The organism is Micromonospora sp. 15K316 (assembly GCF_004348525.1).
GTDB lineage: Bacteria > Actinomycetota > Actinomycetes > Mycobacteriales > Micromonosporaceae > Micromonospora.
The window spans coordinates 39,804-65,918 of sequence record NZ_SMKG01000015.1 but is presented as its reverse complement, the minus strand read 5'-3'; the positions used below and the strand labels follow the sequence as shown (position 1 = coordinate 65,918).

Annotated in this window: 28 protein-coding genes and 4 pseudogenes; 17 read left to right on the top strand and 15 right to left on the bottom strand. The window is 70.7% G+C overall.

Annotated features, from left to right (window positions below; translation table 11 throughout):
• Positions 1–431, top strand: a pseudogene (locus tag E1211_RS06275) (LysR family transcriptional regulator); the annotation flags it as partial.
• Between the two features lie 36 nt (positions 432–467).
• Here the strand turns inward: E1211_RS06275 and E1211_RS06270 are convergent.
• The 4 genes from E1211_RS06270 to E1211_RS06255 form a co-directional block, all read right to left on the bottom strand.
• Positions 468–992 (bottom strand): DinB family protein, encoded by a 525-nt coding sequence (locus E1211_RS06270; protein WP_243709370.1) that lies wholly within the window; start codon positions 990–992, stop codon positions 468–470.
• 80 nt (positions 993–1,072) lie between these two features.
• A complete protein-coding gene (locus E1211_RS06265) occupies positions 1,073–1,786 on the bottom strand; it encodes a hypothetical protein (protein WP_132346333.1) in 714 nt (237 codons plus the stop codon).
• A gap of 173 nt (positions 1,787–1,959) precedes the next feature.
• Positions 1,960–2,577, bottom strand: a complete 618-nt coding sequence (locus E1211_RS06260) for an HAD family phosphatase (protein WP_132346331.1) — start codon at positions 2,575–2,577, stop codon at positions 1,960–1,962.
• 4 nt (positions 2,578–2,581) lie between these two features.
• Positions 2,582–3,340, bottom strand: coding sequence for a DeoR/GlpR family DNA-binding transcription regulator (locus E1211_RS06255; protein WP_132346319.1), 759 nt, complete (start codon positions 3,338–3,340; stop codon positions 2,582–2,584).
• A 62-nt stretch (positions 3,341–3,402) separates the two neighbouring features.
• Between E1211_RS06255 and E1211_RS06250 the strand changes: the two genes are divergently transcribed.
• Positions 3,403–4,626 carry an MFS transporter gene (locus E1211_RS06250; protein WP_371686129.1) on the top strand — a complete coding sequence of 408 codons (1,224 nt, stop codon included), beginning with the start codon at positions 3,403–3,405 and terminating at the stop codon, positions 4,624–4,626.
• Positions 4,627–4,913: 287 nt separating this feature from the next.
• On the opposite strand, the pseudogene E1211_RS06245 reads toward E1211_RS06250, so the two are convergent.
• Positions 4,914–6,089, bottom strand: a pseudogene (locus tag E1211_RS06245) (M14 family zinc carboxypeptidase).
• Between the two features lie 328 nt (positions 6,090–6,417).
• Positions 6,418–7,428 (bottom strand): DMT family transporter, encoded by a 1,011-nt coding sequence (locus tag E1211_RS06235; RefSeq protein WP_132346311.1) that lies wholly within the window; start codon positions 7,426–7,428, stop codon positions 6,418–6,420.
• A 73-nt stretch (positions 7,429–7,501) separates the two neighbouring features.
• Between E1211_RS06235 and E1211_RS06230 the strand changes: the two genes are divergently transcribed.
• Positions 7,502–8,440, top strand: a complete 939-nt coding sequence (locus E1211_RS06230; RefSeq protein ID WP_132346309.1) for a LysR family transcriptional regulator — start codon at positions 7,502–7,504, stop codon at positions 8,438–8,440.
• Positions 8,441–8,844: 404 nt separating this feature from the next.
• The gene (locus E1211_RS06225; protein ID WP_165947184.1) at positions 8,845–10,284 is read left to right on the top strand and encodes a protein kinase; all 1,440 of its coding nucleotides are present in this window, start codon (positions 8,845–8,847) and stop codon (positions 10,282–10,284) included.
• Between the two features lie 78 nt (positions 10,285–10,362).
• Here the strand turns inward: E1211_RS06225 and E1211_RS06220 are convergent, their stop codons facing one another.
• Both E1211_RS06220 and E1211_RS06215 read right to left on the bottom strand, forming a co-directional pair.
• Positions 10,363–10,782: a hypothetical protein gene (locus E1211_RS06220; protein ID WP_132346305.1), complete on the bottom strand. Its 420-nt coding sequence runs from the start codon at positions 10,780–10,782 to the stop codon at positions 10,363–10,365.
• Between the two features lie 63 nt (positions 10,783–10,845).
• Positions 10,846–11,319, bottom strand: coding sequence for a nitroreductase/quinone reductase family protein (locus E1211_RS06215; RefSeq protein ID WP_132346303.1), 474 nt, complete (start codon positions 11,317–11,319; stop codon positions 10,846–10,848).
• A 350-nt stretch (positions 11,320–11,669) separates the two neighbouring features.
• Here E1211_RS06215 and E1211_RS06210 point away from each other — a divergent pair, with 350 nt between their 5' ends.
• Together E1211_RS06210 and E1211_RS06205 are read left to right on the top strand one after the other, a co-directional pair.
• Complete coding sequence (locus tag E1211_RS06210) at positions 11,670–12,176, top strand: GNAT family N-acetyltransferase (RefSeq protein WP_132346301.1); 507 nt, start codon at positions 11,670–11,672, stop codon at positions 12,174–12,176.
• A 60-nt stretch (positions 12,177–12,236) separates the two neighbouring features.
• Positions 12,237–14,015: a glycoside hydrolase family 15 protein gene (locus tag E1211_RS06205; protein ID WP_132346299.1), complete on the top strand. Its 1,779-nt coding sequence runs from the start codon at positions 12,237–12,239 to the stop codon at positions 14,013–14,015.
• 68 nt (positions 14,016–14,083) lie between these two features.
• Here the strand turns inward: E1211_RS06205 and E1211_RS06200 are convergent, their stop codons facing one another.
• Positions 14,084–14,887: a MerR family transcriptional regulator gene (locus tag E1211_RS06200; RefSeq protein WP_132346297.1), complete on the bottom strand. Its 804-nt coding sequence runs from the start codon at positions 14,885–14,887 to the stop codon at positions 14,084–14,086.
• Entirely contained in the window at positions 14,880–15,416 is a 537-nt protein-coding gene (locus tag E1211_RS06195) for a VOC family protein (RefSeq protein ID WP_132346295.1), read from the bottom strand. The genes E1211_RS06200 and E1211_RS06195 overlap by 8 nt, the downstream gene beginning before the upstream one ends.
• A 130-nt stretch (positions 15,417–15,546) precedes the next feature.
• Between E1211_RS06195 and E1211_RS06190 the strand changes: the two genes are divergently transcribed.
• The 9 genes and pseudogenes from E1211_RS06190 to E1211_RS06160 all read left to right on the top strand — a co-directional run bounded on the left by E1211_RS06190 (position 15,547) and on the right by E1211_RS06160 (position 20,599).
• Complete coding sequence (locus tag E1211_RS06190) at positions 15,547–16,032, top strand: DUF2975 domain-containing protein (protein ID WP_132346293.1); 486 nt, start codon at positions 15,547–15,549, stop codon at positions 16,030–16,032.
• A 254-nt stretch (positions 16,033–16,286) separates the two neighbouring features.
• The gene (locus tag E1211_RS06185; protein ID WP_132346291.1) at positions 16,287–16,670 is read left to right on the top strand and encodes a hypothetical protein; all 384 of its coding nucleotides are present in this window, start codon (positions 16,287–16,289) and stop codon (positions 16,668–16,670) included.
• A gap of 20 nt (positions 16,671–16,690) precedes the next feature.
• Positions 16,691–16,852 (top strand): annotated as a pseudogene (locus E1211_RS33855) (S8 family serine peptidase); the annotation flags it as partial.
• Between the two features lie 101 nt (positions 16,853–16,953).
• Positions 16,954–17,145: a hypothetical protein gene (locus E1211_RS33265; RefSeq protein WP_243709369.1), complete on the top strand. Its 192-nt coding sequence runs from the start codon at positions 16,954–16,956 to the stop codon at positions 17,143–17,145.
• Positions 17,142–17,984 carry a hypothetical protein gene (locus E1211_RS33260; RefSeq protein ID WP_243709368.1) on the top strand — a complete coding sequence of 281 codons (843 nt, stop codon included), beginning with the start codon at positions 17,142–17,144 and terminating at the stop codon, positions 17,982–17,984. Before E1211_RS33265 ends, E1211_RS33260 begins: the two co-directional genes overlap by 4 nt.
• Before the next feature lie 311 nt (positions 17,985–18,295).
• A complete protein-coding gene (locus E1211_RS06175; RefSeq protein WP_132346289.1) occupies positions 18,296–18,643 on the top strand; it encodes an STAS domain-containing protein in 348 nt (115 codons plus the stop codon).
• A 291-nt stretch (positions 18,644–18,934) separates the two neighbouring features.
• Positions 18,935–19,633, top strand: coding sequence for a hypothetical protein (locus E1211_RS06170; RefSeq protein ID WP_132346287.1), 699 nt, complete (start codon positions 18,935–18,937; stop codon positions 19,631–19,633).
• 68 nt (positions 19,634–19,701) lie between these two features.
• Positions 19,702–20,010, top strand: coding sequence for a transcriptional regulator (locus E1211_RS06165; RefSeq protein ID WP_132346343.1), 309 nt, complete (start codon positions 19,702–19,704; stop codon positions 20,008–20,010).
• Positions 20,011–20,146: 136 nt separating this feature from the next.
• Complete coding sequence (locus tag E1211_RS06160) at positions 20,147–20,599, top strand: GNAT family N-acetyltransferase (protein WP_165947183.1); 453 nt, start codon at positions 20,147–20,149, stop codon at positions 20,597–20,599.
• Here the strand turns inward: E1211_RS06160 and E1211_RS06155 are convergent.
• A complete protein-coding gene (locus E1211_RS06155; protein WP_132346283.1) occupies positions 20,596–21,015 on the bottom strand; it encodes a hypothetical protein in 420 nt (139 codons plus the stop codon). The genes E1211_RS06160 and E1211_RS06155 overlap by 4 nt on opposite strands.
• A 118-nt stretch (positions 21,016–21,133) precedes the next feature.
• Positions 21,134–22,025: pseudogene (locus E1211_RS06150) on the bottom strand (aldo/keto reductase).
• A gap of 209 nt (positions 22,026–22,234) precedes the next feature.
• Between E1211_RS06150 and E1211_RS06145 the strand changes: the two are divergent.
• Positions 22,235–23,116 (top strand): helix-turn-helix domain-containing protein, encoded by an 882-nt coding sequence (locus tag E1211_RS06145; RefSeq protein WP_132346281.1) that lies wholly within the window; start codon positions 22,235–22,237, stop codon positions 23,114–23,116.
• A gap of 106 nt (positions 23,117–23,222) precedes the next feature.
• Here the strand turns inward: E1211_RS06145 and E1211_RS32935 are convergent, their stop codons facing one another.
• Positions 23,223–23,372, bottom strand: a complete 150-nt coding sequence (locus E1211_RS32935; RefSeq protein WP_207915268.1) for a hypothetical protein — start codon at positions 23,370–23,372, stop codon at positions 23,223–23,225.
• A gap of 301 nt (positions 23,373–23,673) precedes the next feature.
• The gene (locus E1211_RS06135; RefSeq protein WP_132346279.1) at positions 23,674–24,300 is read right to left on the bottom strand and encodes a TetR/AcrR family transcriptional regulator; all 627 of its coding nucleotides are present in this window, start codon (positions 24,298–24,300) and stop codon (positions 23,674–23,676) included.
• A 66-nt stretch (positions 24,301–24,366) separates the two neighbouring features.
• On the opposite strand from E1211_RS06135, the gene E1211_RS06130 reads away from it, so the two are divergent.
• Positions 24,367–25,131, top strand: coding sequence for an SDR family NAD(P)-dependent oxidoreductase (locus E1211_RS06130; RefSeq protein WP_132346277.1), 765 nt, complete (start codon positions 24,367–24,369; stop codon positions 25,129–25,131).
• A 24-nt stretch (positions 25,132–25,155) separates the two neighbouring features.
• On the opposite strand, the gene E1211_RS06125 is transcribed toward E1211_RS06130, so the two are convergent.
• Entirely contained in the window at positions 25,156–26,040 is an 885-nt protein-coding gene (locus E1211_RS06125; RefSeq protein ID WP_132346275.1) for a ribokinase, read from the bottom strand.
• Positions 26,041–26,115: the final 75 nt, after the last annotated feature.

Below are 26,115 nucleotides of genomic sequence, written 5' to 3'. Positions count from 1 at the left end.
TGGTAGGACCCGCCCACCCGCTGGCAAACGCTCCCGCGATCAGACCTGCCGACCTTGCCGGGCATCGCATCTGGGTTCCCGGAATCCGACCGGGCATGGAGTGGTCGGCGTTCTATGAAGCGCTGTCCGAGGAGTTCGGATTGAGCATCGACGCGCTCGGCCCCAACTTCGGCGACGAGGCCCTCATGGACACCCTGGCCGACTCCGCTTCTCTGGCTACCCTCGTCGGTGCCGGCGACCGATACCTCTGGCCCCAGACCCACGACCTGCGACGCATCCCCCTGCACGACCCGACACCGGTATACCCGCACACCCTGCTGTTTCGTACAGGAGACAAGCACCCGGTGCTGACCGAGCTGCGCAATTACCTGCGTGTGACGGCACCTGAGACACCCGATGACGTGTGGGTGCCACTCTGGGCATGCACCTGACCCCTCGGTTGGGAAAGCCTAATTGACAGATCGGCTCTAGCCGCGCGCGTGGCGCAGCAACCGAAGGTGGCCGACCTCGGCGGCGTTCTTCATCAGCTCGGCGTTCACCCAGGCCGCCATGTGAGCGACCGTGTGTGCGGGATCGTCCTGCCACGGGAACGGCGCGGTGGCGTCGAGGGCGGCGTCGCTGAGCCGGTCGAGCACCGCCGACCATTCGGTACGGAGGTCGCGCAGCCACGCCTTCGTCTTGTCGCCGTCGCCGGGCCAGCCGATCTCGGTACGCTCCCGTGGCCGGCGCCCCTGGGCGTGGTCGATGGCGACCGTCCACCACCAACCGATGTGCCAGGTGATCCATCCGATCGTCGGGACGGGGATCGGGTCAGGTTCGGCGTCCGTCCAGTCCGGCGTCCACCTGCCGTCGGCAGCCGGCCGTACCGTCCAGCAGAGCGGCGCGGGCTCCCAGAGGAAGTCGGCCGGTTCCAAGCGTTCCAGGTGGTACTCGAAGAGCGACCAGGTCAGGTCGAACTGCCAACGCAGCATGTCACGACGGGATACAGCCACCGAGCGACCGTGCCACACCCGCACGTTCCGGGGCGAACGGGCAACGACCGTTGCTCGTTCGGTTTTCCGCCGCGTCGGCCTCAGGCCAGCAGCTGCTCCCGCATCGTGGCGCCCGGATTGATCCGGCCGACCACGCCGCGGCCGCTCGGATCGTGGACGTCGAGGGTGTTGTTGCGGCGCATCAGCTCCCGGACCGGAGGTGGCAGCCGGGGCGGGTCGTCCATGGCCGCGAGAACCCGGGCGGCGCTGGTGATCAGTCGATCGGCCAGGGCCGCCGAGTCGGTGTCCACCCGTACCCGGCCGTACTCCCATCCGGCGGTGGTGAGGTCGAGCACCTCGAACAGGCGGGTCGCGAGCGGGATCGGGTCGGTCACTCGGTCGAGCCGGGACGCCCGGCCGCCGACGACCGTGACGGCGGCGGCCAGCTGCGCGTACGGGTGGAAGCCGGACGGCAGCGCGAACAGTGGCCACCGCAGTGCGTGGCCGGCCTCCTTCCAGAGCGGGCGGTAGTTGCGGCGGTGCACGAGGAGCCGCCGGCCGGTCCGTCGGTGTATCTCGTGGGCCTGAGCCTGTAGGTCCACGTGGGCTTCGTCGGCGACCTCGCTCACGATCCGGGCCGCCACCACCAGGCCGTCGTCACTGTCGAGCATCCCGGCGACCGCTTCGACCTGCTCGGGAAACCGCACCTGCGCGCCGGCACCGTACCGGTGTTGGACGTCGCGGTGCAGCGCCTCCTGTCGCCCGGGGTCGAGTTGCACTCGCCCGCCGCCCAGCAACCGCCGCAGCCAACGCATTTCGCCTCGTCTCCGCAGAGCCGTCCCGGACCGCGGCAATGCTAATGCGTCGCACACCCCGCCTTCATCGATGGGGTGGCTGAGCGGTTCCGCGGCTGATGGCGGCGCACGGGCGCCCGGGCGGCGAAGGCTTCCTGACTCGGTCGGGTCTGCGGCGCCGCAGATGTCCGCTCTCATCGCTGGGGCACTGTGTCCAGTCCGGCGACGGCCTGACGGGCTGGTGCGGAACCGGCGAACAGGTGGGTGTGCATGCCGAGGGCCGCGGCGGCGTGGATGTTCTCGGGGCGGTCGTCGACGAAGAGGATGCGGTCGGGCGCGAGGCCGAGGGCCCGGCAGCACCAGAGGTACGCCTCCGGTTCGGGTTTCGCGTGGCCGATGCGGCAGGAGAAGGCGACCAGGTCGAAGTGCGCCAACCAGCGGTGGTGCTGCTCGTAGTGGACTGCCAGCTCTTCCGGGATGTTCGACACCAGGGCGAGCTGCCGTCCCGCGGCCGCCGTCTGCTCGACCAGGGCCACCATCTCGTCGTCGACAGCGCTCCAGCTGGCGACGTCCGCGGCGATGAGGCGGGCGATCCGCTGGTTGTCGAAGGTGGTGCCGAGGGTGGACGCCACCTGCCGCCAGTACTCGTCTCCGGTCACCTCACCCCGGTCGTAGCTGACGCGCAGCGCCCAGTACGCCTCCCAGAACTCGAGGCCCGGGACGGCCGCTGTCGCCACCAGCAGCTCCTGACCGGCGGGGGACTGCTCGCGGGCGATGACGCCGAACAGGTCGAAGAGCACGGTGTCCGGCATCGGGTCACACTCTCCGTACGACGACGCCGGCGGCGCTCAGCGCCTCGGTCTGCTCGTCGGGAGCGTCGTGCCCGGTGACGACGCTGTGCAGCGCGGAGGCCGGTGCGACGAAGGCGAGGGCGGTGCGGGAGAACTTGGCCGCTTCGGTGACCGCGATGACGCGGCGGGCCGAGGCCATCGCGGCACGTTTGATCGCGGCGTCGGCCAGGTCGTAGGCGGTCAGGCCGTCCGCGGCGTTCAGGCCACAGCAGCCGATGATCGCGGTGTCGAAGCGCAGCGCGGCCAGCGACGCTTCCGTGAGGGGGCCGGTGAGCGCCAGCTCGCCGGGGCGGGGTTCGCCGCCGGGCAGGAGCAGCTTCAGCTGGGGCGCGCCGACCAGTGCGTTCGCCGCGTGCAGGGAGAGCGGCATGACGGTCAGGCGGCGGCGGGTCAGGGCGCGGGCCACTTCGAGGCAGGTGGTGCCGCTGTCGACGACGACCGCCTCGCCGTCGGCGATCATGTCGGCTGCCGCCGCGGCGATGCGCTGCTTGATCTCCAGGTCTTCCTGCTCGCGGAGCGCGAACGGGGGTTCCTCGCCGCGCAGCAGCAGGCTTTTCGCCCCGCCGCGGTAACGCTCCAGGACGCCCTGTTCGGCCAGGATCTCCAGGTCTCGACGGATCGTCATCTCCGAGGTGCCGGTCAGTTCCGCCAGCTCCGTCACGCTGAGCTGCCCGGTCTGCCGCACGGCGTCGGTGATCTGTCGGTGTCGGTCCGCGCTCGCCATACCCCTTATTGAACGCCTCTTCTGTTCGAAGAGCAAGTTTTCGAACAAGAAAACTGTTTGATATGTTCGAAGGCATGACGAGGTCTCTCCGGTCCGCGCGGCGGGCCACCTTCGCGTACTTCGCGCTCAACGGCTTCGTCCTGGGAATGTGGATTGTTCATATCCCCGCGATCGAACACCGGGTCGGAATCAGCCACGCCGTGCTCGGCTGGCTCCTGCTCCTCCTCGGCGCCGGCGCCTTCGCCGGGATGCAACTGGTCGGGCCGCTCACCGACCGGTTCGGCGCTCGCCGGGTCGTACCGCTGAGCGCGGCGCTCTGCGGCGCGTCGCTCGTCCTGCCCGCGCTCGCCGGCGACGCCTGGACCTTGGGCGCGGCCCTGCTGGTGTTCGGCCTCGGCAACGGCAGCCTGGACGTCAGCATGAACGCCCACGCCGTGCAGGTCGAAGCCGGGTACAAGCGTCCGATCATGTCCGCGTTCCACGCCGTGTTCTCCATCGGCGGGGTCCTCGCCGCCCTGGTCGGCGCTCGAGCCCTCGGCTGGAGCTGGAGCACGACGGCCACCCTGACCGTCGTCAGCCTCCTCGCCGTCGTCGGCGCCGTGGCCGTCGCACCCGCGCTACTGCCCAGGTCGCCGACGGTCGGCCCCGCGGAACCCGCCGCCGCCGAGTCCACCACCCGGCGCACCACACCCCTGCGCATCTGGGCGCTCGCCGCCCTCGCCCTGATGCTGATGCTCAGCGAAGGCATCGCCAACGACTGGAGCGCCCTCGCCCTGCGCGACGTGCTCGACGCGCCCGCCGCCACCGCCGCCCTGGCCTACGGTGCCTTCGCCACCGCCATGACGATCGGACGCCTCCTCGCCGACCGGGTCGCCGCGCGCTTCGGGCCGGTCGCCATCGTCCGCTACGGATCGGCCCTGGCGGCAGTCGCCCTCACGCTGGTCGCGGTCGCACCGTCGATCCCGCTCGCCATCACCGGGTGGGCGCTGTTCGGTATCGGACTCTCCGGCACCGTCCCGCAGCTCTTCAGCGCGGCCGGCCACGCCGATCCGGCCGCCGCCGGAGCCAACGTCTCCCGCGTCGCCGGCCTCGGCTACCTCGGCGTGCTCGCCGGGCCCGCCATCATCGGACCCCTCACCCACCTCATGCCGCTGAACCACACGTTCTTCCTGCCCGTGGCCTTCTGCGTGGCCGCCGCGCTCAGCGCCCACATCCTCCGAGCCGGGGGAGCCCCGCCGCAACGGCAGGATGACCACGCGATGGCCGTCGACGTTAACGCCGGCTGAACCACCTCGCCTCACCCGCGGGGGTACCGGGCAGGCGGTAAGCGTTCGGTAAGACCCCCCCGGCCTGCCCGAATCGGTGACCCTCCAGTCGGCGCGGGACATCGACGACGACGGAGTCATCGTCGGCGTCGCCTGCCCGTTCTCGTGTGATCTCGGCGGAGACGAGCAGCGGCGCGGATTCCTGCTCACCACGCTCGATCGACCGGCGGCTGTCGTCCATCGTCCGACAGCACGGGGCGGCAGGTGACTGCCGCCCCGTGAGTCGCCGACGTATCAGCGGTTCGGCCTCAACCGACGTCCGTGCGGTGGAAGTCGCGCTTGCACTGCTTCAGGTCGACCTCGACGCGCTTACCCAGACCCACGTCGACCCGGGTGGTCTGCAGCACCGTGCCGTCCGGGCGCTCGCAGGTGAGGATCCACGGCTCGGTGTAGAAGCCGGTCTGGTTCCCGCGAACGCCGTCGGCCTGGTAGGCCGGAATGGGCCGGTACGACGGGTTGACCGCCCACTGGAACCTGCCGTTCGGCCGCGCGACGTCCAGGTCCGAGGTCAGCGTCGTGGTGAACGACGTCGGCCGGACGCTCCCGTCGGGCTGCGCGTACGGGCTGGTGTACATGTCGAAGGACTTGGTGAGCCGCAGGACGGCGTCCTTCGGCGCCTTGCCCTCGATGACCGCGTGCTCCCTGGGGTCCGCGGTGGTTTCGAGCGCTTCGAACATCGCCGAGCGGTGCGCGGCGTACGTGTCGAGGACCTGCGTCTGGAAGGTCCGGGCCACACCGGGGTTCGGGCAGGTCTCGCTGGTGATGGAGAGCCCGCGGGTCGCGTAGTACGCCCAGTCGATCGCCTCGCCGGTCGTCTCGTAGTCCTCGGCGGAGGGCAGCGCCCGGTACGTGGGGCCGTACTTCGCGGCGACGGCGGAGGCCAGCCGGTGCAGGCGCGCGGAGTCCTGCGCGGGCCCGGCGGCGAGCTGGAGCGGCGGGTAGAGCACCACCTGGATGCAGGTGTGCTGGGTGTTGAACACCGTCGCCTGCCGGGTGGAGAGCAGCCACGCGATGTTCCGGCTCTCCGGCTCCTACCACGGGGCCGCGCCGGCCGACGACAGCGGGGTCCACCCCAGGCCGTAGTTGCGGTTCATGTCCGTGTTGGTGTCGGTCTGCCGGCGGTTGCGGACGAACCCGTCCACGTTGACCACCGGTACGACCACGACGCGGGCCCGGTCGAGCAGGTTCGCCACGTACGGGGTGCGGGAGTTCTTCACCAGGTCGATGGCGAACTCCATGGTCATTTCCCCGCTGGGCCACTCGTTGCCGTGGTGCATGCCCACGTCCACGAAGACCGGCTTGCCGTCGTTCGCCTGCACGTTCCTGCTGATCTCGATGCCGCGTACGGTCCGGCCCGAGGTCGTCTTGTAGGGCAGTGTGATCGGCTTGACCAGCGTCGGGTGCTCGGCCGCCAACTCGGCCATGTCGTTCTCGTAGTCAGCGAGCGTCCGATAGTCGGTGTTGCCGCTGGGCAGCGTGGACTCCGGGCCGGCGGCGGCGCCGGTGGCGGGTGCGACCACGGCTCCGAGGCCGAGCGTGAGCGCTGCGCCGGCGGTCAGCAGTCGGTGCTTCCATCGAGACGGATGAGCGTCGATCACGAGTGGTTCCCTTCTGCGCGGGGGATCCGATCCGCAAGTTCATCAACTTGATCGATGGACTTGACTTCCCCATCCAAGAGCGCCCGCCCCGGCAGGGGCCACCCGACTTCGATCTCCCTTTGGTAACTGCTGCCGTTTTCTCGTACGCCTGCGGTTATGGCGCCACCCTCGTCGGTTCGGCGGCGCTGTCGCGGGCCGGGCTCGTTGCCTCGTGGACCGTCGGGCCGGGTCGGTCGGGCAGCGGGGCCGCCGGGGGGCGCGTCCGGGCCGGCCGCAGTTGCAGTACGACGACGGAGGAGAGCACCAGGACGCCGCCGGCGAGCTGCACCGGGGTCAGCGATTCGCCGAGGGTGAGCGCGGCCAGCGCGGTCGTCACCACCGGTTCGAAGGTGGACAGGATGGCGGCGTTCGACGGACCGATCCGCTTCAGGCCGGCGAAGAAGGTCAGCATCGCCACGACGGTGGAGACGACGGCGATACAGGCCAGCCAGAACCAACCCGACAACCGGAAGTCGAGGTCGACCCCGCCCGTGACCAGGGCGCGGACACCGAGGGTGCCGGCCGCGCCGGTCATCACCAGCGTGGACAGCACCACGGGCGGCAGCCGGTGCACGACGGATTCCGCCACCAGGATGTAGACCGTGTAGGTGAGCGCCGTCCCGAACGCCATCAGCGCCCCGAGCGGGTGGAAACTCACCCCACCGGCGCCGAGCAGGACCAGCAGCGTTCCGGCCGATGCGGCCACCAGTGCGGCGGAGCGCCCCCGGGTGAGCCGATCCCGGCCGAGCAGCACCGCCACCACGGTCACCAGGACCGGGTAGCTGTAGAAGATCAGGGACAGCAGCGAGGCGTCCATCACCTGCAGGGCCGAGAAGAAGAGCGTCGCCTGCGCCGCGTACCCGACCGCGCCCAGCCCGATGGCGGTCGCCAGCACCCGGCCCCGCCCTGCCGCCGCCCGGTCGGACGGTGCTGGTCGGCGCGGCCCCGGCTCCATCCGACGTAGCCCCGGCCGCAGGACCAGGACCATTCCCAGCAGTGCGGCGGCCAGGGCGAAGCGCACCAGCAGCAGCGCCTGCGGCGAGACACCGGCGTCGTAGGCGAGCTTGCCGAAGATCGCCATGGCGCCGAAGCACGCCGCGGAGACGAGACACAACACCGGACCCATGCCTCGATCATCAGACAGCCTGATCCGTCGGGTCCAGCGATGATTCCCGGATCTGACTCGTTAGGATTCCTGCATGGTCGAGTGGGACTTCCGGCGGTTGCGCTTCCTTCGAGAGTTCGAGGAACGAGGCACCCTCGGCGCCGTCGCCGCCGCGCTGGGCTACAGCCCATCGACGATCTCCCAGCAGATGGCCCTGCTGGAACGGGACGCCGGTACCCGGCTGTTCGAGAAGGCCGGCCGCGGCGTGCGGCTCAACGACGCCGGACATCTGCTCGCCCACCACGCGCGCGTCCTGCTGTCGGCCGCCGAAGCCGCCGAAGCGGACCTGGCCGCGCTGAGCGGAGACATCCGCGGCACCGTCCGCGCCGGCGGCCTCCAGTCGGCGGCGCGACGCCTGCTCGTGCCGGCCGTGGCCCGCTTGATGGCCGACCATCCGCAGCTCCGCCTGGAGGTCTCCGAACTCGAACTCGAACAGGCACTGCCAGGGCTACGGCTGGGCGCGGTCGACCTGGTGATCGGCGACGAGTACGACGGCCACCCACGTCCTCGCCCCGCCGGGCTCCGCTTCACGCTCCTGCTCGAAGAACCGCTCAAGCTCGTCCTGCCCGCCGGCCATCCACTCGCCGCGTCGGGCGGCTCGGTCCCGCTCACGCGGTTGCGATCCGACATCTGGACCGCCTCCGCTGACGGCACCGGCCACCACGCCATGGTCATCGGCACCTGCCGCGCCCTCGGCGGCTACGAACCCGACCTCCGGCACCGCTCCAACGACGCCGACGTCCAACTCGAACTCGTCCGCGCCGCCGCGGCCGTCGCCCTGTTGCCGGCACTGACCCTGCCGAGCGGAGACCCCATGCTCGCCATCCGTGACATCGCCGAGACCACCCTCGAACGCCGCCTGGTCGCCGTCACCCGAGACGCCCCGCCCGCACCCGCGCTGACCGCCTTCCTCGCCGCCGTCACCGAGCAGGCGCACCGGTTCGACCACGTCGAACCACGATCGGGCGCCTAGCTGTCGCGGGCCATGACGCACTTCCGCCCTACGCGGGCAGCCGGAGTTCCTCGCGCGCGTGACCCAGACCGCAGCGCGGGCCGTCGAGACCGGTGACGTTGACGCGGCAGGCCCGCGGCTGTTCGGGTTGCCCGGGCGAGCGATCGATGCGGGGAGCCGAGTACGACGGCGGAGAAGTAGCGGTCGCCGAACTCGCGGTGGAGGTCCGACGCGCGCCGGTAAGCCGCACCCGAATGTACCTCTCCTCCCGTCGGTGGTGCGAGGAGAGGTTCGTGCAGGACCCCCTCGTTCCACTGACAGATGGGCGTCGCTCGGCCACCAGGAACGACCGTGCGAGGGCCGAGGAACCATGCGCCGCCGACGCGGCGTGCTTGAGAACGGCGAACCGGGGGTACCGCAAGTACATGCCGAGTGTGGGGCAACTCGTCGGAGACCGTTACCGCCTGACCGAGATGATCGCCAGCGGCGGTATGGGCGACGTGTGGCGTGCCGTCGACGAAACCCTGGACCGCTGCGTGGCCGTCAAGATGCTGCACCCCCGCCTGATCACCGCCACCGGCTTCGGTGAACGGTTCCGCCGCGAGGCACGCGCGATGGCAGCGCTGCGCCATCCGGGAGTAGCCCAGGTCTACGACTACGGCGAAACGGGCCGGTCCGGAGAGCCGGTTCTCGCCTACATCGTGATGGAGTGTGTGCAGGGACAGCCCCTGTCGGAGCGGATCGCCGAGGTCGGCCGACTGGATCCGGCCGAGGCGATGTCGATAGCGGCGCAGACCGCCCGCGCTCTGCAGGCCGCGCACGACGCCGGGGTCGTCCACCGTGACGTCAAGCCGCACAACCTGATCATCGAGCCCGACGGGCACGTCGTACTCGTCGACTTCGGCGTCGCCGTCACGCAGGACGGCGCGAGCCTGACGGGCGCGAACGAGGTCGTCGGCACCGCTCTGTACATGGCGCCCGAGCAGGTCGCCAGGAACGAGACCACATCGGCGATCGACATCTACGCCCTGGGCGCCGTCGTTTACCACTGCCTCGCCGGTCGACCCCCGTACGAGGGGGACAACGCCGTCGCGGTGGCGATACGGCACCTCGAGGACGAACCGGCGCCGCTGCCTCATGACGTCCCCGCGGAGGTCCGGCAGCTGGTCGCCACCGCGATGGCCAAGGAACCCGAGCGGCGGTTCCCGACGGCGGAGGCCATGGCCACCGCGGCGCAGGACCTCGCGGGCTCGCCCGAGCGGCAGCTGACGGCCGCTGGCGAGGGGACCTCGGCCGAGAAGCGAACAGTACGCCTGGCCGCCCGGCAGTCGGCCCCCACCGAGGTGTCGAGCCCGGCCGTCGGCCCCAGGAACACGAAACTCGCCGTGCTTCTGGGATTGCTGGTTGCCGTGGCCGCCGTCCTGGTGCTGGCTGATCCCACCGGCCTGCGGTCGGGCCCGGTCGGCCGACCGTCCACGCCGCCCGCGATCCCGCCCGCAGTGCCGCCCGAGGAGGTGGAGCCCGGCCCAGGTGCCGGTGGCGGCGAACCGGACCCTCACGATTCCGCAGGCATGCCGGTCCGAATGACCGGATCCGCCACCCCGAAACCCAGTCGTGCGGCGGGGGAGAGGACGACGAGTGGGCCTACGCCGTCAGCCGGAAGCAGTTCGGGCGCGGCACACCCCACCACGTCCGCAAGCGCCTCCGAGGAACCGACGGCAGCGCCGACGGATGGAACGACGGCGACCCCCACCGACCAGCCGACGGAGGAACCATCGGCGGAGCCGACCGCGGAGCCGACGGTGGACCCGACCGCCGAACCATCGGTGGAGGAACCGACCGGCGGAGAGACCGCGGCGCCGTGATCCCGACCGGCGCACGGATGTCACCGCGATACGCCGGCACCACCAGCTTCCAGATCGGTCGGGACGTACAGACGACCCTCACTCATCGAGCTGAGGTGAGCCGAGTTCCTTCCGCAGCTGCCAGACCAGGTGTTGGAAGGCCTTCTCCGCCGCTGCCTTCCGCGCCTCGTCCGAGTCCGGGCCGAGAGCGTAGAGATCCCTCGCGACGTCGTTCGCCAGCGACACCGTACGAGCGCCGCACAGGAGGCTGAGAGTCGAGCGAGCGGTTTGCATCCGGTTCCGCCACTCTCGGCGGTCGTCCTGATCCATGCCCAGCTCGCCGACCTTCCGGTACTGGCTGAGTAGGTACCGCGTGCTGGTGATGTAGTCGACCGCCCCACGCAGCTTCTGGTCACGGAGCCAATGCCGGCGCTCCCGTTGCGCCTGAAGCCACGCGCCGAGCGCCACGACGACGAGGCTGGCGAGGGCGCCGAAGCCCGCTGCGGCAAGGTTCCCCATGACGGTGGAGAGTAGGGAACCGTCGGTGCTACGGCTAGACCACAAGGCCCGACCGCCGAACTGTCAGCTGACCGCGCCGGGCCGGGGTGCCAGGACCACCACAGCGGTCTCGGACGGGCGCAGCGTCGCGAAGGCGTCGATCTTCGGGTCGATCTCACGCCAGCGGGCCCACAGCCGCACCCGCTCGTCACCCGCTGCGGCGTGCCCGCGTACCAGCCGCCGGCCGTCGACCAGGTCGACTGTCGCATCAGGATGGGTCTGCAGGTTCAGCCACCAGGCCGGCTCACCCTCGCCCCAGCCATTCATCGCCAGCGTGAACAGATTCGGCCCGTCCTCCAGGTACGCGACGATGACGCTGCGCTGTTGGCCGCTGCGGCGCCCGGTGGTGGTCAGCCGCAACGTGCCCCAACGGTCGGTGCGCGGCGGCCAGAGTCCGACCCGACCACGGAACGCGCGATACAAGCCGCGGTGCACCTTCCAGGCCAGCCGGATGAACCAGCGCGGTGGAAGCTTCGGTACCTCACCATTGACCGGCATGACGACCTCCCACCCGTATCAGGCCACGGCACGGATGGTTCGCCAATCGCAGCTTCGGGTGGACCGGTCCCGCCGAACGGCCCGTCGCCGCCCGGACCGGTGCGGTGCGACGTCATCGCGTCCAGATGTGGCGCGGGTCCGGGTGCGCGGTGGTGGATCGAGTCATGCGGAAGAGGTTCTGGTTCAGGTTCGCGACGTGAAGCAGCCCGAGCAGGTCCCCTGATCGTGGCCTTGTCGCCGCCATGGGAGTAGGTGCCCCCACCTGAGCTGTCGGTTCGGGTCCCAGCCGGCACCCCGCCCCGGAACCCGCCTGGCACGTCGATACCGACGCCTGGACGACAATTCCCACCGTGAACACCGTCGGAATCCGCGACCGCACACGGCCCGACCTCCCGTACTGCGTCGCGGTCCTCGCAGAAGTGCATCGTCTCGACCGGTACCCGCTCAACTGGCCGGCGAATCCAGAAGATTGGCTGTCGCCGTCGAACGCCCTGAACGCCTGGGTGGCAGAGACCGCACAGGGCCGCATCCTCGGCCACGTCGCGGTCCACCGCGCGGACCTCGCCACGAATCCCGCCTCCGCACCGGTCGCCGAGGTCAGCCGCCTCTTCGTCGCGCCCGCGGCCCGCGGACACGCCGTCGGGGCGCGGCTGCTGACCCGTGTTCGTCAATGGGCCGCCGAACACCGGTTCTCGTTGAACCTGGAGATCGTCGACCACCAGCTGTCAACCTCCGCCATCGCCCTCTACGAACGCACTGGCTGGCGGCACACGCACACGACCGTCGCCCCCTGGACCGGCCCGGCAGGCGAACCGGTCCGACTGCGCCGGTACACCCTCCCCGAAGATCAGCCCTAGCCGGCACCCCGTCAGCCCCTCGGCGAGGTATGGCCGCCCATAATCGGGTAATCGCCCCCGGTGTCCGAGTCTGCGATCGCCGACTACGGTCTGCTCTCCGACTGCGCCTCGGCCGCGCTCGTCACCCGGGGCGGCTCGATCGACTGGTGGTGCCCGGGCCGCTTCGGCGCCCCGTCCGTGTTCGGTCGACTCCTCGACCCCGAGGCCGGGCACTGGACGCGCGGCCCGGCCGCGGCCGAGCCGCGCGTACGGACCGAACGGGCGTACGTCGACGGTTCCCTGGTACTGCGGACCGTGCACCACACCGGCGGTGGCAGCGTCGCCGTGACCGAGGCGCTCGCCGCCGAGCCCGGAGCACGCGGGCACGAACTGGGCCGCAACTCACCGGCGGTGCTGGTCCGGGTGGTCGAAGGGCTCACCGGCAGGGTCCGCATGCGCTGCGAGTTCGTGCCCAGGCCGGAGTACGGGCTCATCGTTCCGTACCTGCACTGCCGCGACAACCAGGTGCTGGTCGGCGCCGGCCCGCTGGCCCTGGCGCTGCGCGGCCCGGTGCCACTCGCCTGCGTGCAGGGCCGGGCGTACGCCGAGTTCGACGTCGCCGCCGGTCAGGTGCTCGGCTTCGACCTGGCGTACGCGCCGGCGTACGGCCCACCGCCGCGGGAGCTGGACCCGGTGCCGGCGCTCGCCGACACCGTCGAGGCCTGGCGGGCGATGCGGGGGCAGCACCAGTACCGCGGCCGCTACCCCGACCTGGTGCAGCAGAGCGGCCTGGTCCTGCAGGGCCTGACGTACCGGCCGAGCGGGGCCGTGGTCGCCGCCGTCACCACGTCACTGCCGGAACGGCTCGGCGGCACGGACAACTACGACTACCGGTACGCCTGGCTGCGGGACTTCGTCGTCACCATGCGAGCCCTGTGGGTGGCCGCCTGCCAGGAGGACACCGGACGGCTCTTCGACTGGGCCGCCCGCTCGGCGGGGAACTCGGGCGACCGACCGGTCCCGATCATGTACGGCGTGGCGGGCGAGCGGGACCTCTCCGAGTACTCCCTCGACCACCTGCGCGGGTACGCCGGCAGCCGCCCGGTCCGGGTGGGCAACGACGCGTGGCGGCAACGGCAGCAGGACGTACCCGGAGGGGTGCTGCTCGGCACCCACCTGATCCGCGAACAACTCGGCGAACTTTCACCGGAGACGCAGGCGCTGCTCATCGGTCTCGCCGAGCAGGCCACCCAGTGGCGGGAGCCGGACGCCGGCATGTGGGAGGACCGCGGCCCGGGACGGCACTACCTGGCGTCCAAGGCGTTGTGCTGGGGTGCGCTGGACAGCGCGATCAAGCTCGCGCCGTTGCTCGGCGAACAGGCTGATCCCGCGCGATGGGCTGCCGTCCGCGACGAGATCCGGACGGCGGTGCTGCGGGACGGTTGGAACGAACAAGTCGGTGCCTACACCGGCGCCATCGGCTCGCCCGAGCTGGACGCCTCAGTGCTCGTCCTGCCGTCGACGGGGATGGTGTCCCCGACCGACCCTCGGATGCGAGCCACCATCGAGGCCATCGCGTCGCGGTTGACGGCCGACGGGCTGGTCCGCCGCTGGCCGGACGATCCCGCCGGTTTCGTGGTGTGCACATTCTGGCTGGTCGAGTGCCTGGCGATGGCCGGTGAGATGAAGCGGGCCGAGGAACTGTTCGAACGTACCGTCACCCGCGCCAACGACCTCGGGTTGCTCGCTGAGCAGGTCGACCCTCGCACGGGCGCGCACCTGGGGAACACGCCGCTGGCGCTCTCCCACGCCGGGCTGGTCGGCGCGGCCTGGCGCCTGACCAAACCCGGATTCATCTGATCCCGCCGCCCGGCCGAACATCGACGTCCGGGAGATGCTGCTGCCGCGGCCGGCCGTGGGACGACGGTCTACTGCCAGGTCGCGGTGTCGGGGTCGATGTCGTGGGCACGTGCGCTGGCGTCGACGATGCGCCGGAACCAGGCGGCGAGGCCGGCGCGGATGCCGTCGTAGTGGGCGGCGAATGCGGGATCGGCCTCGTACTTGCGGCCGAGGCAGACCTGCATCTGCCGGGTGAGGGGGAAGTAGGACGAGAAGACTTCGCGGTGCCGCTCGACGAGTCGATTCGCCTCCGGGCTGCCGGGTGTGACACCGGCGTCCATCGCATCCCCGAGGGCGCTGTCGAGTTCGGCGACCGCGTCGGCGATGGCCTGCCACTCATCGGGGCCTCGTGGGGCGGAGCGTTCGGCGTACTGCTGCCATTGCGCCGTGTCGCCGTAGCGCTGCCGGGCCTGGTCGGGCCAGTCCGGGTCCCAGTGCGGGCCCAGGATCGCGGCCTGCTGCTCGACGGTCAGCAGCAGGCCGCGCTCGTGGGCGTCGATCATCCGATCCAGGCCGGCGCTGAGTTGCTGGAGGCGGTCGATCCGTTCGGCGACCTGGAGGCGCTGCGCGCGCAGCGCGCCGGGCACGTCCGCTGCCGAGTCGTCCAGGATGGCTCGAATTCTGCCCAGGCCGAGCCCGAGCTCACGGTAGACGACGACGCGGTGCAGGCGTTCCAGGTCAGCAGCGGTGTAGAGCCGGTATCCGCCAGCCGTACGCAGCGACGGTCGCGCCAGATCGGTCTCGTCCCAGTGGTGCAGCGCGCGCACTGTCACACCCAGACGTGTCGAGACCTGACCGACGGTCAGGCCGCCGGTGTCAGTGTCATCAGGCATGGTCCTCATTGTCGCCACGACCGGTGTCCGGTGCGGTGATCCCGATGGCTTCGAGGTTCCGCGCCTCCTGGCTCGCCGGGTCGAAACGCTTCGCCGCGGTGAACACGATCCGTGCGTTCTCGGGCGTGATCACCTCCACGTCGCGGGTGTTCCACGGGGTGTCCCGTGGGCCGTCGACCGAGTTCGGCCGCAACGCACGGCACGCCTCGACGAGGGAATCGACCTGGCTGAGCACGCACGCGAAACTGACGCTCATCGCAGGTGCCTGCTCGTTGGCGCTGGACGCCGAGACGAGGAGTACGTCCTGGAACGCCCACCGACGCAGGTGCACGAGCGTGCCGGGGATGCTGAACAGCTCGAAGAACCCGAGCCCACGGGTCCAGAAGTCGACGGACGCCGCCAGGTCGCTCGTCGGGATCGTCACGAACGCGGGCATCCCGTAGATGCCCCGGAACGGCTCCGGAGCAACCGCGTCCGGGCCGGGATCGGGCACGGGGCTGATTTCGAAAGCGTTGTAGTGGTCACTCATGTGCCCCACCCTCCGGCCTCACGCCGCGTGAGGGTCAAGCGCATCCGTTGGTGGTCGGATCTGCTCCGACGCTTGCCTGTCCTATCGAATCTCGATAGATTCAGATCGTAACGCGATGGGAGGACGGATCATGGGCAAGCTGACTCTGCGCGCGCTGCGCGCCGTGCTCGCGATGGTGGTCGCCGGCACCGTGTTCGTGCAGGTGTCGATGGTGTGGGCGTTGGCCACCGACCCGGAGGACGGGTCGCTCCCGCTGACCCCGCTGCGCCTGATCACGATCCTGGGCATGGCGTCGGTCCAGGTCGCGCTGGTCTCCGTGTGGCGGCTGGTGACGATGGTGCGACGCGGAACCGTGTTCTCCCACGCCGCCTTCCGGTACGTCGACGTCCTGATCGGCGCGATCGTGGCGGCCGCGCTCGTGTGGTTCGCGGTCACGGCCGTCAACGCGCCCGGCCAGCGCGAGGACCCGGGCGTCACCGTCATCATGGGCGGGATCGGCGTGGCCATCCTGGGGGTCGCGCTCATCGTCCTCGTTCTGCGGATGCTGCTCGCCCAGGCCGTCGCGCGTGACGTCGAAGCGGCGCGGATGCAGGCCGAGTTGGACGAGGTGATCTGACACGGTGGCGAGAAGGTGTCACTGCGTGTTCATCCTGTGAGTGGCAGCGCGTTGTCCAGGATGTGCCACGGCGCCACCGTGACGTTGCCCAACCGTTGCCTGCCGCGCATAGAGCTAGTTCCCTTCGTACCCCTGATTTCGTTCATGAGCGCCAGGCGGGCGGTCGCCACAGCGGCCGTCCCGATGCTGGCACTGACCCTGCTCACCACGGGTGCGGCGACGGCCGCACCGGCCGGCCAACCCAGACCGTGATCGTGGAGTTCGAGGCGACTCCGACGATCGCTGCCGCGTCCGGGCGCGGCAACGCGGACGCGCAGTCGGCGGACCGGGTACGCCAGGCCCGCGCCGCCGTCGACGGCGTCGAAGACCGGGTGGTCGAAGCGGCCGAGCGCGCCCGGGTCGCCCTGACCCACCGGCGGTCGTACCACGTCCTGCTGCCCGGCATGGCGGTCGACGTGCCGGCCGGTCAGCTCGGCGCCCTACGTCGGCTGCCCGGAGTCAGGGCGGTGCACGGCGTGGAGACGCTCCACATCAGCACCGTGGACGGCGGGCCGGCGCAGCGCGTCAGGCGGTGCGGCCGCGGGGGCGCCACTGGACAGCGTGCCGCTGACCGGCGCTCCGAGGGTCTGGCAGCGTGAGGACCCGGCTGGGCGGCCCGATGGCGGTCACCGGCGTCGCGCCGGACGCCACCCTGACCGCGTACAAGGTGTTCGGCGCGGACGGATCCGGCTCCAACGAGGACATCCTCGCCGCCATCGAGGCCGCGGTGGACCCGGCCAACCCGAACCGGGCCGATGTGATCAACATGAGCTTCGGTGGCTTCGGGGACGGCACCGACCCGGTCGGGCGGGCCGCCACCCGCGCGACCGGGGCCGGACCTGGACGCGGGTCGCGAAGCCGGCCCCGGCGACGACGTACGACGTGGCGCAGTGGCCGGGCGACGAGCGCACGCTGCTCCTCGGCGTGGAGAACGTGGGCGTCTACGGCACCAGCGACGGCAGAACCTTCACCCGCGTCGGCGTACCCGGGCAGCCGGTCAACCAGCTCGCCGTCACCGGTGGAGGCTGCTCGCCGGCACCGACACCGACCAGTACAGCGCGCCGCTGTCGGTGAACCCGAACCAGCTGGAATGGGGCACCTCCGGCGCCGAGGGCCGCACGGGACTGACGGTCACCGGGCTGGTGGTCTCCCCGTCGGATTCCCGTACGGTCTGGAAGCTCTACACCGACGCCCTGTACCTCGGCCGCCTGGTGCGCAGCCAGGACGGCGGGGCCACCTGGAGCGACGTCGTCCAGGTCGACGGCACCCCACTGGGCCTGGCCGTGCACCCGGCCGACCCTCGGCAGATCTTCATTCCCTACGTCGACCTGTTCGGTCGGGGAATCCTGGTCAGCCGCGACGGCGGCACGTCGTGGAAGAAAATCGACCACAAGGCGCTGTACTCGGCGGTCGCCGGTGACCCGAAGAACGCCCGGCGACTGTGGCTGGGTGACCAGAACGGCCTGTGGCGTTCCGACGACGGCGGCGCAACCCGCGTCAAGGTGCTCGACGGCGCGGTGAGCGCGTTGCACGTCGACAAGGGCCGAATCGTCGCCGGGGGCCCGCAGATCCGGGTCAGCACCGACGGGGGACGCACCTTCACTGTGGCGCACCGCCTGGGCTCCGGCCAGCAGGGACTACCCATGCGGGTCAGCCAGATCGCCGCCTCCGGCGACGACCTGTACGCCGCCACCGGCTCGTACCCGGCGGCCCGGGACATCCTCGACGGCGGGGTGGTCCAGAGCGGCCGGGGCGTGCTGCGCAGCACGGACGGCGGTCGTACCTGGGTGAACATCGGAGCCGGCCTGCCCGATCCGTCGGTGGGCGCGCTGGCGGTCAGTCCCGACGGTCGGTGGCTGTACGCCGCGCCGAATCCGGTGGTGTCTACCGGTTGCCGATCCGTGACTGATTGAAGGGCCGGATCGCTGGGGTGCGCTGGTGGCGCCCCAGCGACCCGGGTCGGCCGAACGCGATTCGGCCCACCGACGACGGCGACGCCGCCGCCGGTTACGTCGAACGGGGCCTGGGCGACCGGCGAGCCCCGGCGCTGGGATGAGGTGGCGGGTGCCGGCAGGCGCGAGTAACGTCTGAGACGGCGCCCCGAGCGCCACGTCGGGGTCGGCACCGCCGCACACGAGCCTTGTCCTCTTCGGCGCCGGATCGAAGGTGCTACCTCATCCGGCCCTACGAATCGTCCTTCGCCGGGCGGGGACCGAGCCGTTCGATGGACATAACCATTGGTTCCGGTGTTCTACGACACGACTACTACGACCTGGCACCGAGCACCCGGTACGTCACCCTGAGCGGTGAAGCCGACCTGGCCACCGCAGACCAGCTGGGGCAGGAGCTGGAGCGACTGCTGTCTCCGTCCTGGGTGTCCTGCCTCACCCTCGACCTCACGGCGTTGCAGTTCCTCGACTGTGCCGCGCTCTCCGCGTTGCTGGCGGTCAGGAGCAGTGCCCGGACGCGCGGACAGCAGGTGACGATCACCGCCGCCGCCCGAACGCCCGCCCGTGTTCTCGCGGTCACCGGCATGGGCCGCCTCTTCGGCTACCCGCCGCCCCTGACGTGACCACCGAGAGGTCACCAGAGGTCCGTACGCGACCTTGCCGCTGACGGTGAGCGCGGGGCATCGCCCGGCGCGCGCACGCTCCTACGAAGTGCAGCCCCACTTGCTGAGTCGCCACCTCACCCCTGACCGCGTCAGCCGGGCACGGCACGACCCGGGGATGCACCTCGATCGGTCGCCGTTTTGTGGGTTCGCCCCCGCTGCCCGGGGCGAGGGGCGGTCACGTGGGCTCACATCGCTGTCTAATCCAACCGATCACTAGCGCCAATAGGTTTGTTGTGCAAACCTATTGGCATGACTGCTGACTCGGTACCCGCCGGCGGCGATCCCCGCCGGCTGCTCGCTGACGCGCGCGACCTCGCGCGCCGAGTTCGTCTCGCCCAACAGGTGACGTGGCTGCCGCTGCTGGTGCTGGCCCTGGTGACGTTCGGGGCGATCCCCGTGTACCGGTTCAGCCAGCCGGTCCTCAGCGACTGCCAGGCGATGGCGGACGGCCAGGTCTGCAAGGCCTGGTACCAGGCCGCACAGTTCTACTGGTGGACGGCGCTGGTACTGGCGTACGTGGTGATCGCCGGCGGGTACCTGCGGGTCGCCCGGGCCCGCGGACTGGGCACCCGGGTGCTGCCGTACGTGCTCACCGGCGTCGCCCTCGTCGTGCTCTCCGCCGCCGTCTCGGCAATGTGGAGCATCCTCGACCACCCGTACTACCCCGACCCGCCACCCTCCTCCGTCCAGCTCCTGTTCCGGCTGCTCGACCCCACCGGCGCGATCGGGCTGGCCCTGCTCGTGCTGGCCTGGCTGGAGCGGCGCGTCGAGCTGCTGCTGTTCGCCCTCGGCTACCTGGCGGTGGTGCTGGTGCCGATCGACCTCGGATGGGGGACCGGCTGGGGTCCGAACTGGGCCTTCGCGCCACAGCTGACCATCAACGGCGGACTGCTGCTACTGGGCGGCATCGGGTTCGCGCTGGCGCAACGACTGCGACGTCCCCAGTGAACGGCCCCGCAGACACCCCGGGCCCGGGCGAGACCGAGTCCCCGCATCCCGCCACCGGCCTCGACGACATGGTGCACCAGCGGGTCCGGCTGGGCATTCTCACCATCGCCCACGAGGCCCGCCGCGTGGAGTTCGGCTACCTGCGCAACCAACTGGAGCTGACCGCCGGCAACCTCTCCCAACACCTGGCCGTACTGGAGACCGCCGGCCTGGTCGCGGTCGAGAAGGGGTACGCCGGGCGGCGCGGCCGTACCTGGATCACGCTCACCGCTGCCGGCAACACCGCGCTCGCCGAAGAGATCGGACGGCTCAAGCAACTCATCGCCCGTGTCGACACCACCGAGGCAGGGCCGTCCGGTGGCGATCCGCAACGGTGACCGGAACTCCATGACAGCGGCGCACTGATCACGTCGAGACGGAGGGTGGCAACCGAGTCTGCCGCGGCGGGTAGCCACGACATGTGTGTTTCGGCCGGTTGATGCGGTGCAGCGGCGACAGTGCCAGACTCGCCTCGTGAAGATCAGCCAGGCGAATGCGGACGATGTCGCAGACTTGGCCCGGCTGTTGTGGTGGGACAGCCGCCACGAGCAGCCACCACAGCTGTCCGTCGACGCATTCGCGGCGGAGCTCGCGCGGTGGTGGGCCGCCCACCAGGACTCGCACCTGGCGTTCGTCGCCCGACTCCGCCGACCGGAGGTCGTCGGCATGGCCTGGGTCGCGCTCGTCCCTCGCGTCCCGAGACCCGGAGCGCCACGTCGGCTGCCCGCCGACATTCAGAGCGTCTTCGTGATGCCGAATCAGCGAGGCCGGGGAATCGGATCCGCGCTCGTGGAGGCCGCGTCGGAGCACGCGGCTCACCTCGGTTCGCTTCGCGTGACGGTCCGTTCCGGCCGCAAGGCAGTGCCGGTGTACGAGCGGCTGGGCTTCGAGTCGTCCCGACAGCTCCTGCAGCGACCGCCGGACTAGTCGAGGAGCCAGCTGAGCAACGCCTCGACCGGTGGCGCCAGCGAGGAGGCGGCAACGAGGGTCGTGAGAACCGTGCCGACGAGGAGACGTCGACGGTGCGCGGCGGGCCGCACCCCGGCCGTCAGGAGCCGGGTGCCGCCGACGAGTGCCACCGCTGCGGCGGCCCACGGCGCCACGCCGATCACGACGATCATCACCAGCGCCGCCGGTGCCCAGAGACCGGGCCAGAGGTCGGCGCTGCCGGTGAACTCGTCGCCCTGATGAGGCAGGTAGAGGTGACCGGAGAAGGACGCGGCCCGGCCGAGGGCGACACCGATGGCGACGACGTAGACGGCGGCCAGGGCGAACTGCGCATGCGCCAAGGCCCGGCCGGAACGGCCCGGGGGAGCAGTCGCATCGACAGCGGCGATCGTCATGGAGCGGATACTGGACCCGCTCGGCGGGCCCGTGTACCCGCGACCTTCGCGACTGCCGGGCGGCAAGTCCCCGCGCCGTCGTCCTGGTCAACCGCGGCCTCGGGCATGCGTGCGCGGGTCAGTAGCGGGCACCCACGACCTGGCCGGCCAACTCGTCGAGGGCTGCCAGCTCGTCCGCTGTCAGCTGCACCTGCAGGGCGGCCGCGTTCTGTTCCACCCACGACACCCGCTTGGTGCCGGGGATCGGCACCACCGGGATGCCCAGCGTCCCGCTGCGCGAGGCGACCCAGGCGATGGCCACCTGACCCGATGTGACGCCCTTGCCCTCCGCGATCCGCCTGACCCCGTCGGCGATGACCTGGTTGGCCGTCGCTGCCTCGTCGGTGAAACGGGCGAGGCGGCGACGCCCGTCACTCGGAGCGAGTCGAGCAGGGTTGACGGTGCCGGTGAGGAAACCTCGGCCCAGCGGAGAGTAGGCGACGAGACCGACCCCCAGCGCGGGCCGCCTCCGCGACCACCGTCTCCGGATCGCGTGTCCAGAGCGAGTACTCGCTCTGGACCGCGGCGATCGGGTGGATCGCGTGCGCGGCGCGCAACTGCTCTCCGGTGACCTCGGAGAGGCCGATATGACGCACCTTGCCCTCCTGGACGAGGTCGGCGAGGGCGCCGATCGAGTCCTCGAAGGGCACCTGCGGGTTCACCCGATGAAGGTAGAACAGGTCGATGTAGTCGGTGCCCAGCCTCAGCAGCGAGGCGTCGGCGGCGGCCTTGATCGCGTCGGGGTCGTTCCTGATGACGACCTTGCCGCGGGCGGTGGTGAAGTCCATCCCGAACTTGGTGGCCAGCTGCACCTCGTCGCGCCGGCCGGCAATCGCTCGCCCGACGAGTACCTCGTTGTGGCCGATGCCGTAGGCGGCGGCCGTGTCGATCAGCGTGACCCCGAGGTCCAGTGCCCGCCGGATGGTCGCGATGGATTCGTCCCAGTCGGCTGCGCCGTAGACGGAGCTCATCCCCATGCAGCCCAGCCCTTCCGCGGACACGCTGAGACCGCCGAGCTGTACCCTTTTCATAATGTCCATCCCATTCCGGAGATCTGCACAACCGCATGTGAGGTTGACTGACCCAGAATCGCCCCGCTGAATCCGCTCGAACAGGTCCCCGATTTCCTGGGAGAATCAGGAACAGTCACCGGGTACGGCAGCCGCAATACTGTGGGGGCATGGAGGAGCGAACGAACGCCCTCGGCGAGTTCCTACGTGCGCGACGCGAACGGTTGCGGCCCGAGGACGCCGGCCTCGCAACGACCGGATATCGCCGCACGCCGGGATTGCGTCGCGAGGAGGTCGCGATGCTCGCCGGCATCAGCACCGACTACTACCTGCGCCTGGAGCAGGGACGCGACCGTGCCCCGTCCGCCCAGGTGCTCGACGCCCTCGCCCGGGTTCTGCAGCTCGACGCGGACGAGACGACGTTTCTCTACGCCCTCAGCCGGGCCCGCCCCAAGCGGAGCCCGCAGGCCCGCCTCGAAAAGGTACCCGAAGGTACCCTCCGGCTGCTCGACGCGATACCGATGCCCGCGTTCGTGGAGGACCGCTATCTGACGGTGCTAGCCGCGAACCAACTGGCCGAAGCTCTCTCGCCGAACATGCGTGCCGGGGTCAACCGACTGGCCGCAGCGTTCCTCGACCCACACGACCGGGAACTGCACGACGACTGGGAGCAGGCCACCGCCGCCGCCGTAGGCCAACTGCGCGCCGTCATGGGAACCGAAACGGCCGACCCCCGCATGGTGACGCTCGTGGGCGAACTCTCCATCAAGAGCGAACGCTTCCGACGGCTCTGGGCCCGGCAGGACATCGTCCGCCGCGCCGGCAGCCGGACCCGCCTGCACCATCCTGAGGTCGGTGACCTCGACCTGCACCGGGAGAAGCTGATCGTCGCCGGGACCGACAACCAGGTTCTCGTGATCTACCACGCCGAACCCGGCACGGCCTCGGCGCAGGCGCTCACCCTGCTCGGCAGCATCGCTGTCAGCGCAGAGCCTGCAGCAGACCCCGCGGCGCCGACGAGCTACGGGCACCGCAATGAAACCTCGCCCTGAAGGCTCGCTGTGTGCCCGATCCGTGGTACGGATTCGGCTGAGGTGAACCTGTAGACACGAGCAGCGGCGCGCAGACGCCTCCGAGCGCGTGAGGACCGGGACCCGGTCAGCTCTGCGCCGGGTCGCCGGTGAGGGTACGGACGAGGTAGGCGTTTCGGTCCTCGATCAGTCGTTGCAGGTACCGGTGCAGCAGGACCTTAGTGACCAGCCATCCGAGCCACCCGAGCGGGGCGGCGAAATGGATGACGTCCCGCACGGTCGTGGTTTCGTTCGCCGCATCCGACACGAAGGTGTCCGACCAGATCGGACCCCGGCTACCGCCTCTTCCCTGGTGGAGGACATCGAGGCGGTGTGTGCGTCGACGTCCAACGACAGGTCGAAGACCTGTTCCACGGGTGCTTGGACGACGGTGGTGAGGTCGATCAGGGGCACTTCGGCAATCTACGTGACCGGGCCGTCGTCCGGTTGCTTCGAAGGCTGGAAGGCGTCCCGGCAACAGCCGCCGGTACGGCATTCGTATCCGGCTAGCTTGGCCGCTGCGTTGTGGTGGTCCCGTTCTAGTCGGTGCCGACGATGTCGTCGCCGAAGGCGGCAGCGAAGGCCTTCGCGATCAGGTCAGGAAGTTCGGTGCGGCCGTCATCCTCGGCCCAGCGCACCAGTGCCGTGTGCATGGCGGCCAGGCAGGCGCTGGCCGCCGCTTGGGCGAGGAACGCCGTATCGGGTTCAGCGCCGTCGTCGTCGAGGGCGGCGACGATGGCCTGCTGGAGGGCGTAGTGGTTGTCCAGATGCTTGGCGCGCAACGCCGGTGTCGAGATCATGAGCCGGAGCCGGGCGAGCAGGAACTGTTCGTTCGGGGTCAGATCGCCGCCGTGGCGGCCGCCGGTCAAGGTCCTGGCCGATTCGATGAGCGCTCCGCCGATGCGGCGGACCAGGGGCTGTGCGGCGGGTGACGCGGCGATCTGTTCGGCGATCAGCTGGCCGTACTGATCGATGAGCACGAGATCTTCCTTCGTGGGGAAGTGCCGATACACGGTCATAGGAGAGACGCCCGCGGCCCCGGCGACGTCGTTTACGGTCGTCGCGTCGTAACCACGCTCGGTGAAGAGTCGGATCGCGTGCGTCTGGAGCAAGCGTTGTGTCTCGGCTCGTCGCTGCGCTCGCAACGTTGAGTGCTGCTCGGTCATGTGATAGACACTACCGCACTGGTAGTCACTACCACTTCGGTAGCAGCTAACACCTAGGCGGGACCTATGAAGGATCTGATCGGTAGGACGGCGCTCGTGACCGGAGCGTCGCGCGGTATCGGGCGGGCAATCGCAACTCGGCTGGCGGCGGAGGGCGCGGCCGTCATCGTGCACTTCGGCGCGGACAAGAACGGTGCGGCCACGACCGTCGAGGAAATCGAACGCACCGGTGGAACCGCCTTCGCCGTCCGGGCGGAGCTGGGCCCGGATGACGACGTCGAGACCCTCTTCGCGGGAGTCGAGGCCGGCCTCGCCGGGCGGCCACTGGACGTCCTCGTCAACAACGCCGCGGCGGCACCCGCCGGTCCGCTCGGCGCCACCACACGCGCCGACTTCGACCACTTGTACGCGGTCAACGTCCGCGCACCGTACTTCATCATCCAACGAGCACTGCCACTGCTCAGCGACGGTGGCCGCATCGTCACGATCTCGTCCGTCGCCACCCGGATGGCCAACCCGACCCAGACGTCCTTCGCCATGACGAAGGGCGCGGTCGAAACGATGACCATGACCTTGGCCAACCAGTTCGGCACCCGGGGAATCACCGTGAACGCGGTTGCCCCCGGCGCCACCCGCACGGCAACCAATGAGGCGGCGTTCGAAGCACCGGGCCTGGCCGGGCTCATCGCAGGCATGACGGCCCTCGACCGGCTCGGCAGCCCCGACGACGTCGCCGATGTCGTCGCGTTTCTCGCCTCCGACCGGGCAGGCTGGATCACCGGTCAGATCATCGACGCAAGTGGAGGCCTGTTCCTCGGGCCGCGCGTGTGATTCCGCGTCCCCATGCCGCCGAGGTCAGCTCGCGGTGTTCGCGCCGCTGTGTGCGACGGCCCGGGACCCGACCTGCACGGCGCCGCGAACGGCTTCGGGCAGTGGCGTGCCCCGGGCGAGGTCGAGGGCGAGGGATCCGAGGAACGCGTCGCCGGCCCCGGTGGTGTCCACGACCGGCACGGTGGGCGCGGGGACTGTTCCGGACCCGTGGGGGTGGGTGTAGGCGGCGCCCCGCGGGCCGGCGGTGACGACGACGGTGGGCGGCCCGAGGCGCTGCAGAACCTCGGCGGCCCTGAGCGGGTCGCCGGTGGCCGCGCCCAGGATGGCGTCGGCCTCGTGCTGGTTGACCACGAGGACGTCGAGGTGCCGCAGCACGGTGCGATCGAGATCGGCGTGGAGCACGAGGTTGCCGATGACGGTCGGCGCGGGACGGTGCCGCAGGAGCGCCGCCACCGGTTCGGGGGGCAGATCGAGTTGGACGACGACGGCGCGGGTGTCGACGGTGGTGACGCGCTGGACGTCGTGTGTGGTGAGTTCGGTCGCGGGTGAGGGGGCGAGGGTGATGTAGCTCTCGCCGTCCGGGGTGACTTCGATGATGGCCGCGCCGGTGGTCACGTCGGGGATGAGCGTGAGGTGGCGGGTGTCGACGCCCACGGCGGTGAGGGCGGCCCGGATCCGGTGACCCCAGGCGTCGGCGCCGACGTTGGCGACCAGGCGAGCGCGTCCGCCGAGCCGGGCGGTGGCGACGGCCTGGTTGAGGCTCTTGCCGCCCGGGCTCGTGGTCAGGGCCGAGCCGGCGGCGGTGCGTCCCGGGCCGGCGCGGTGGGGGACACGGACGGTCAGGTCGATGTTGGCCCGGCCGACGAACGTCACGTCGAAACCGTCGGCCGCGTCACGCTCGCCGGTCATCGGCGCGCGTCCGTTCGTACGCCCGCCGCCGGGCGGGCCGGGGCGCCGCGCCGGTCGGCACCTCCGGCCCGGCGC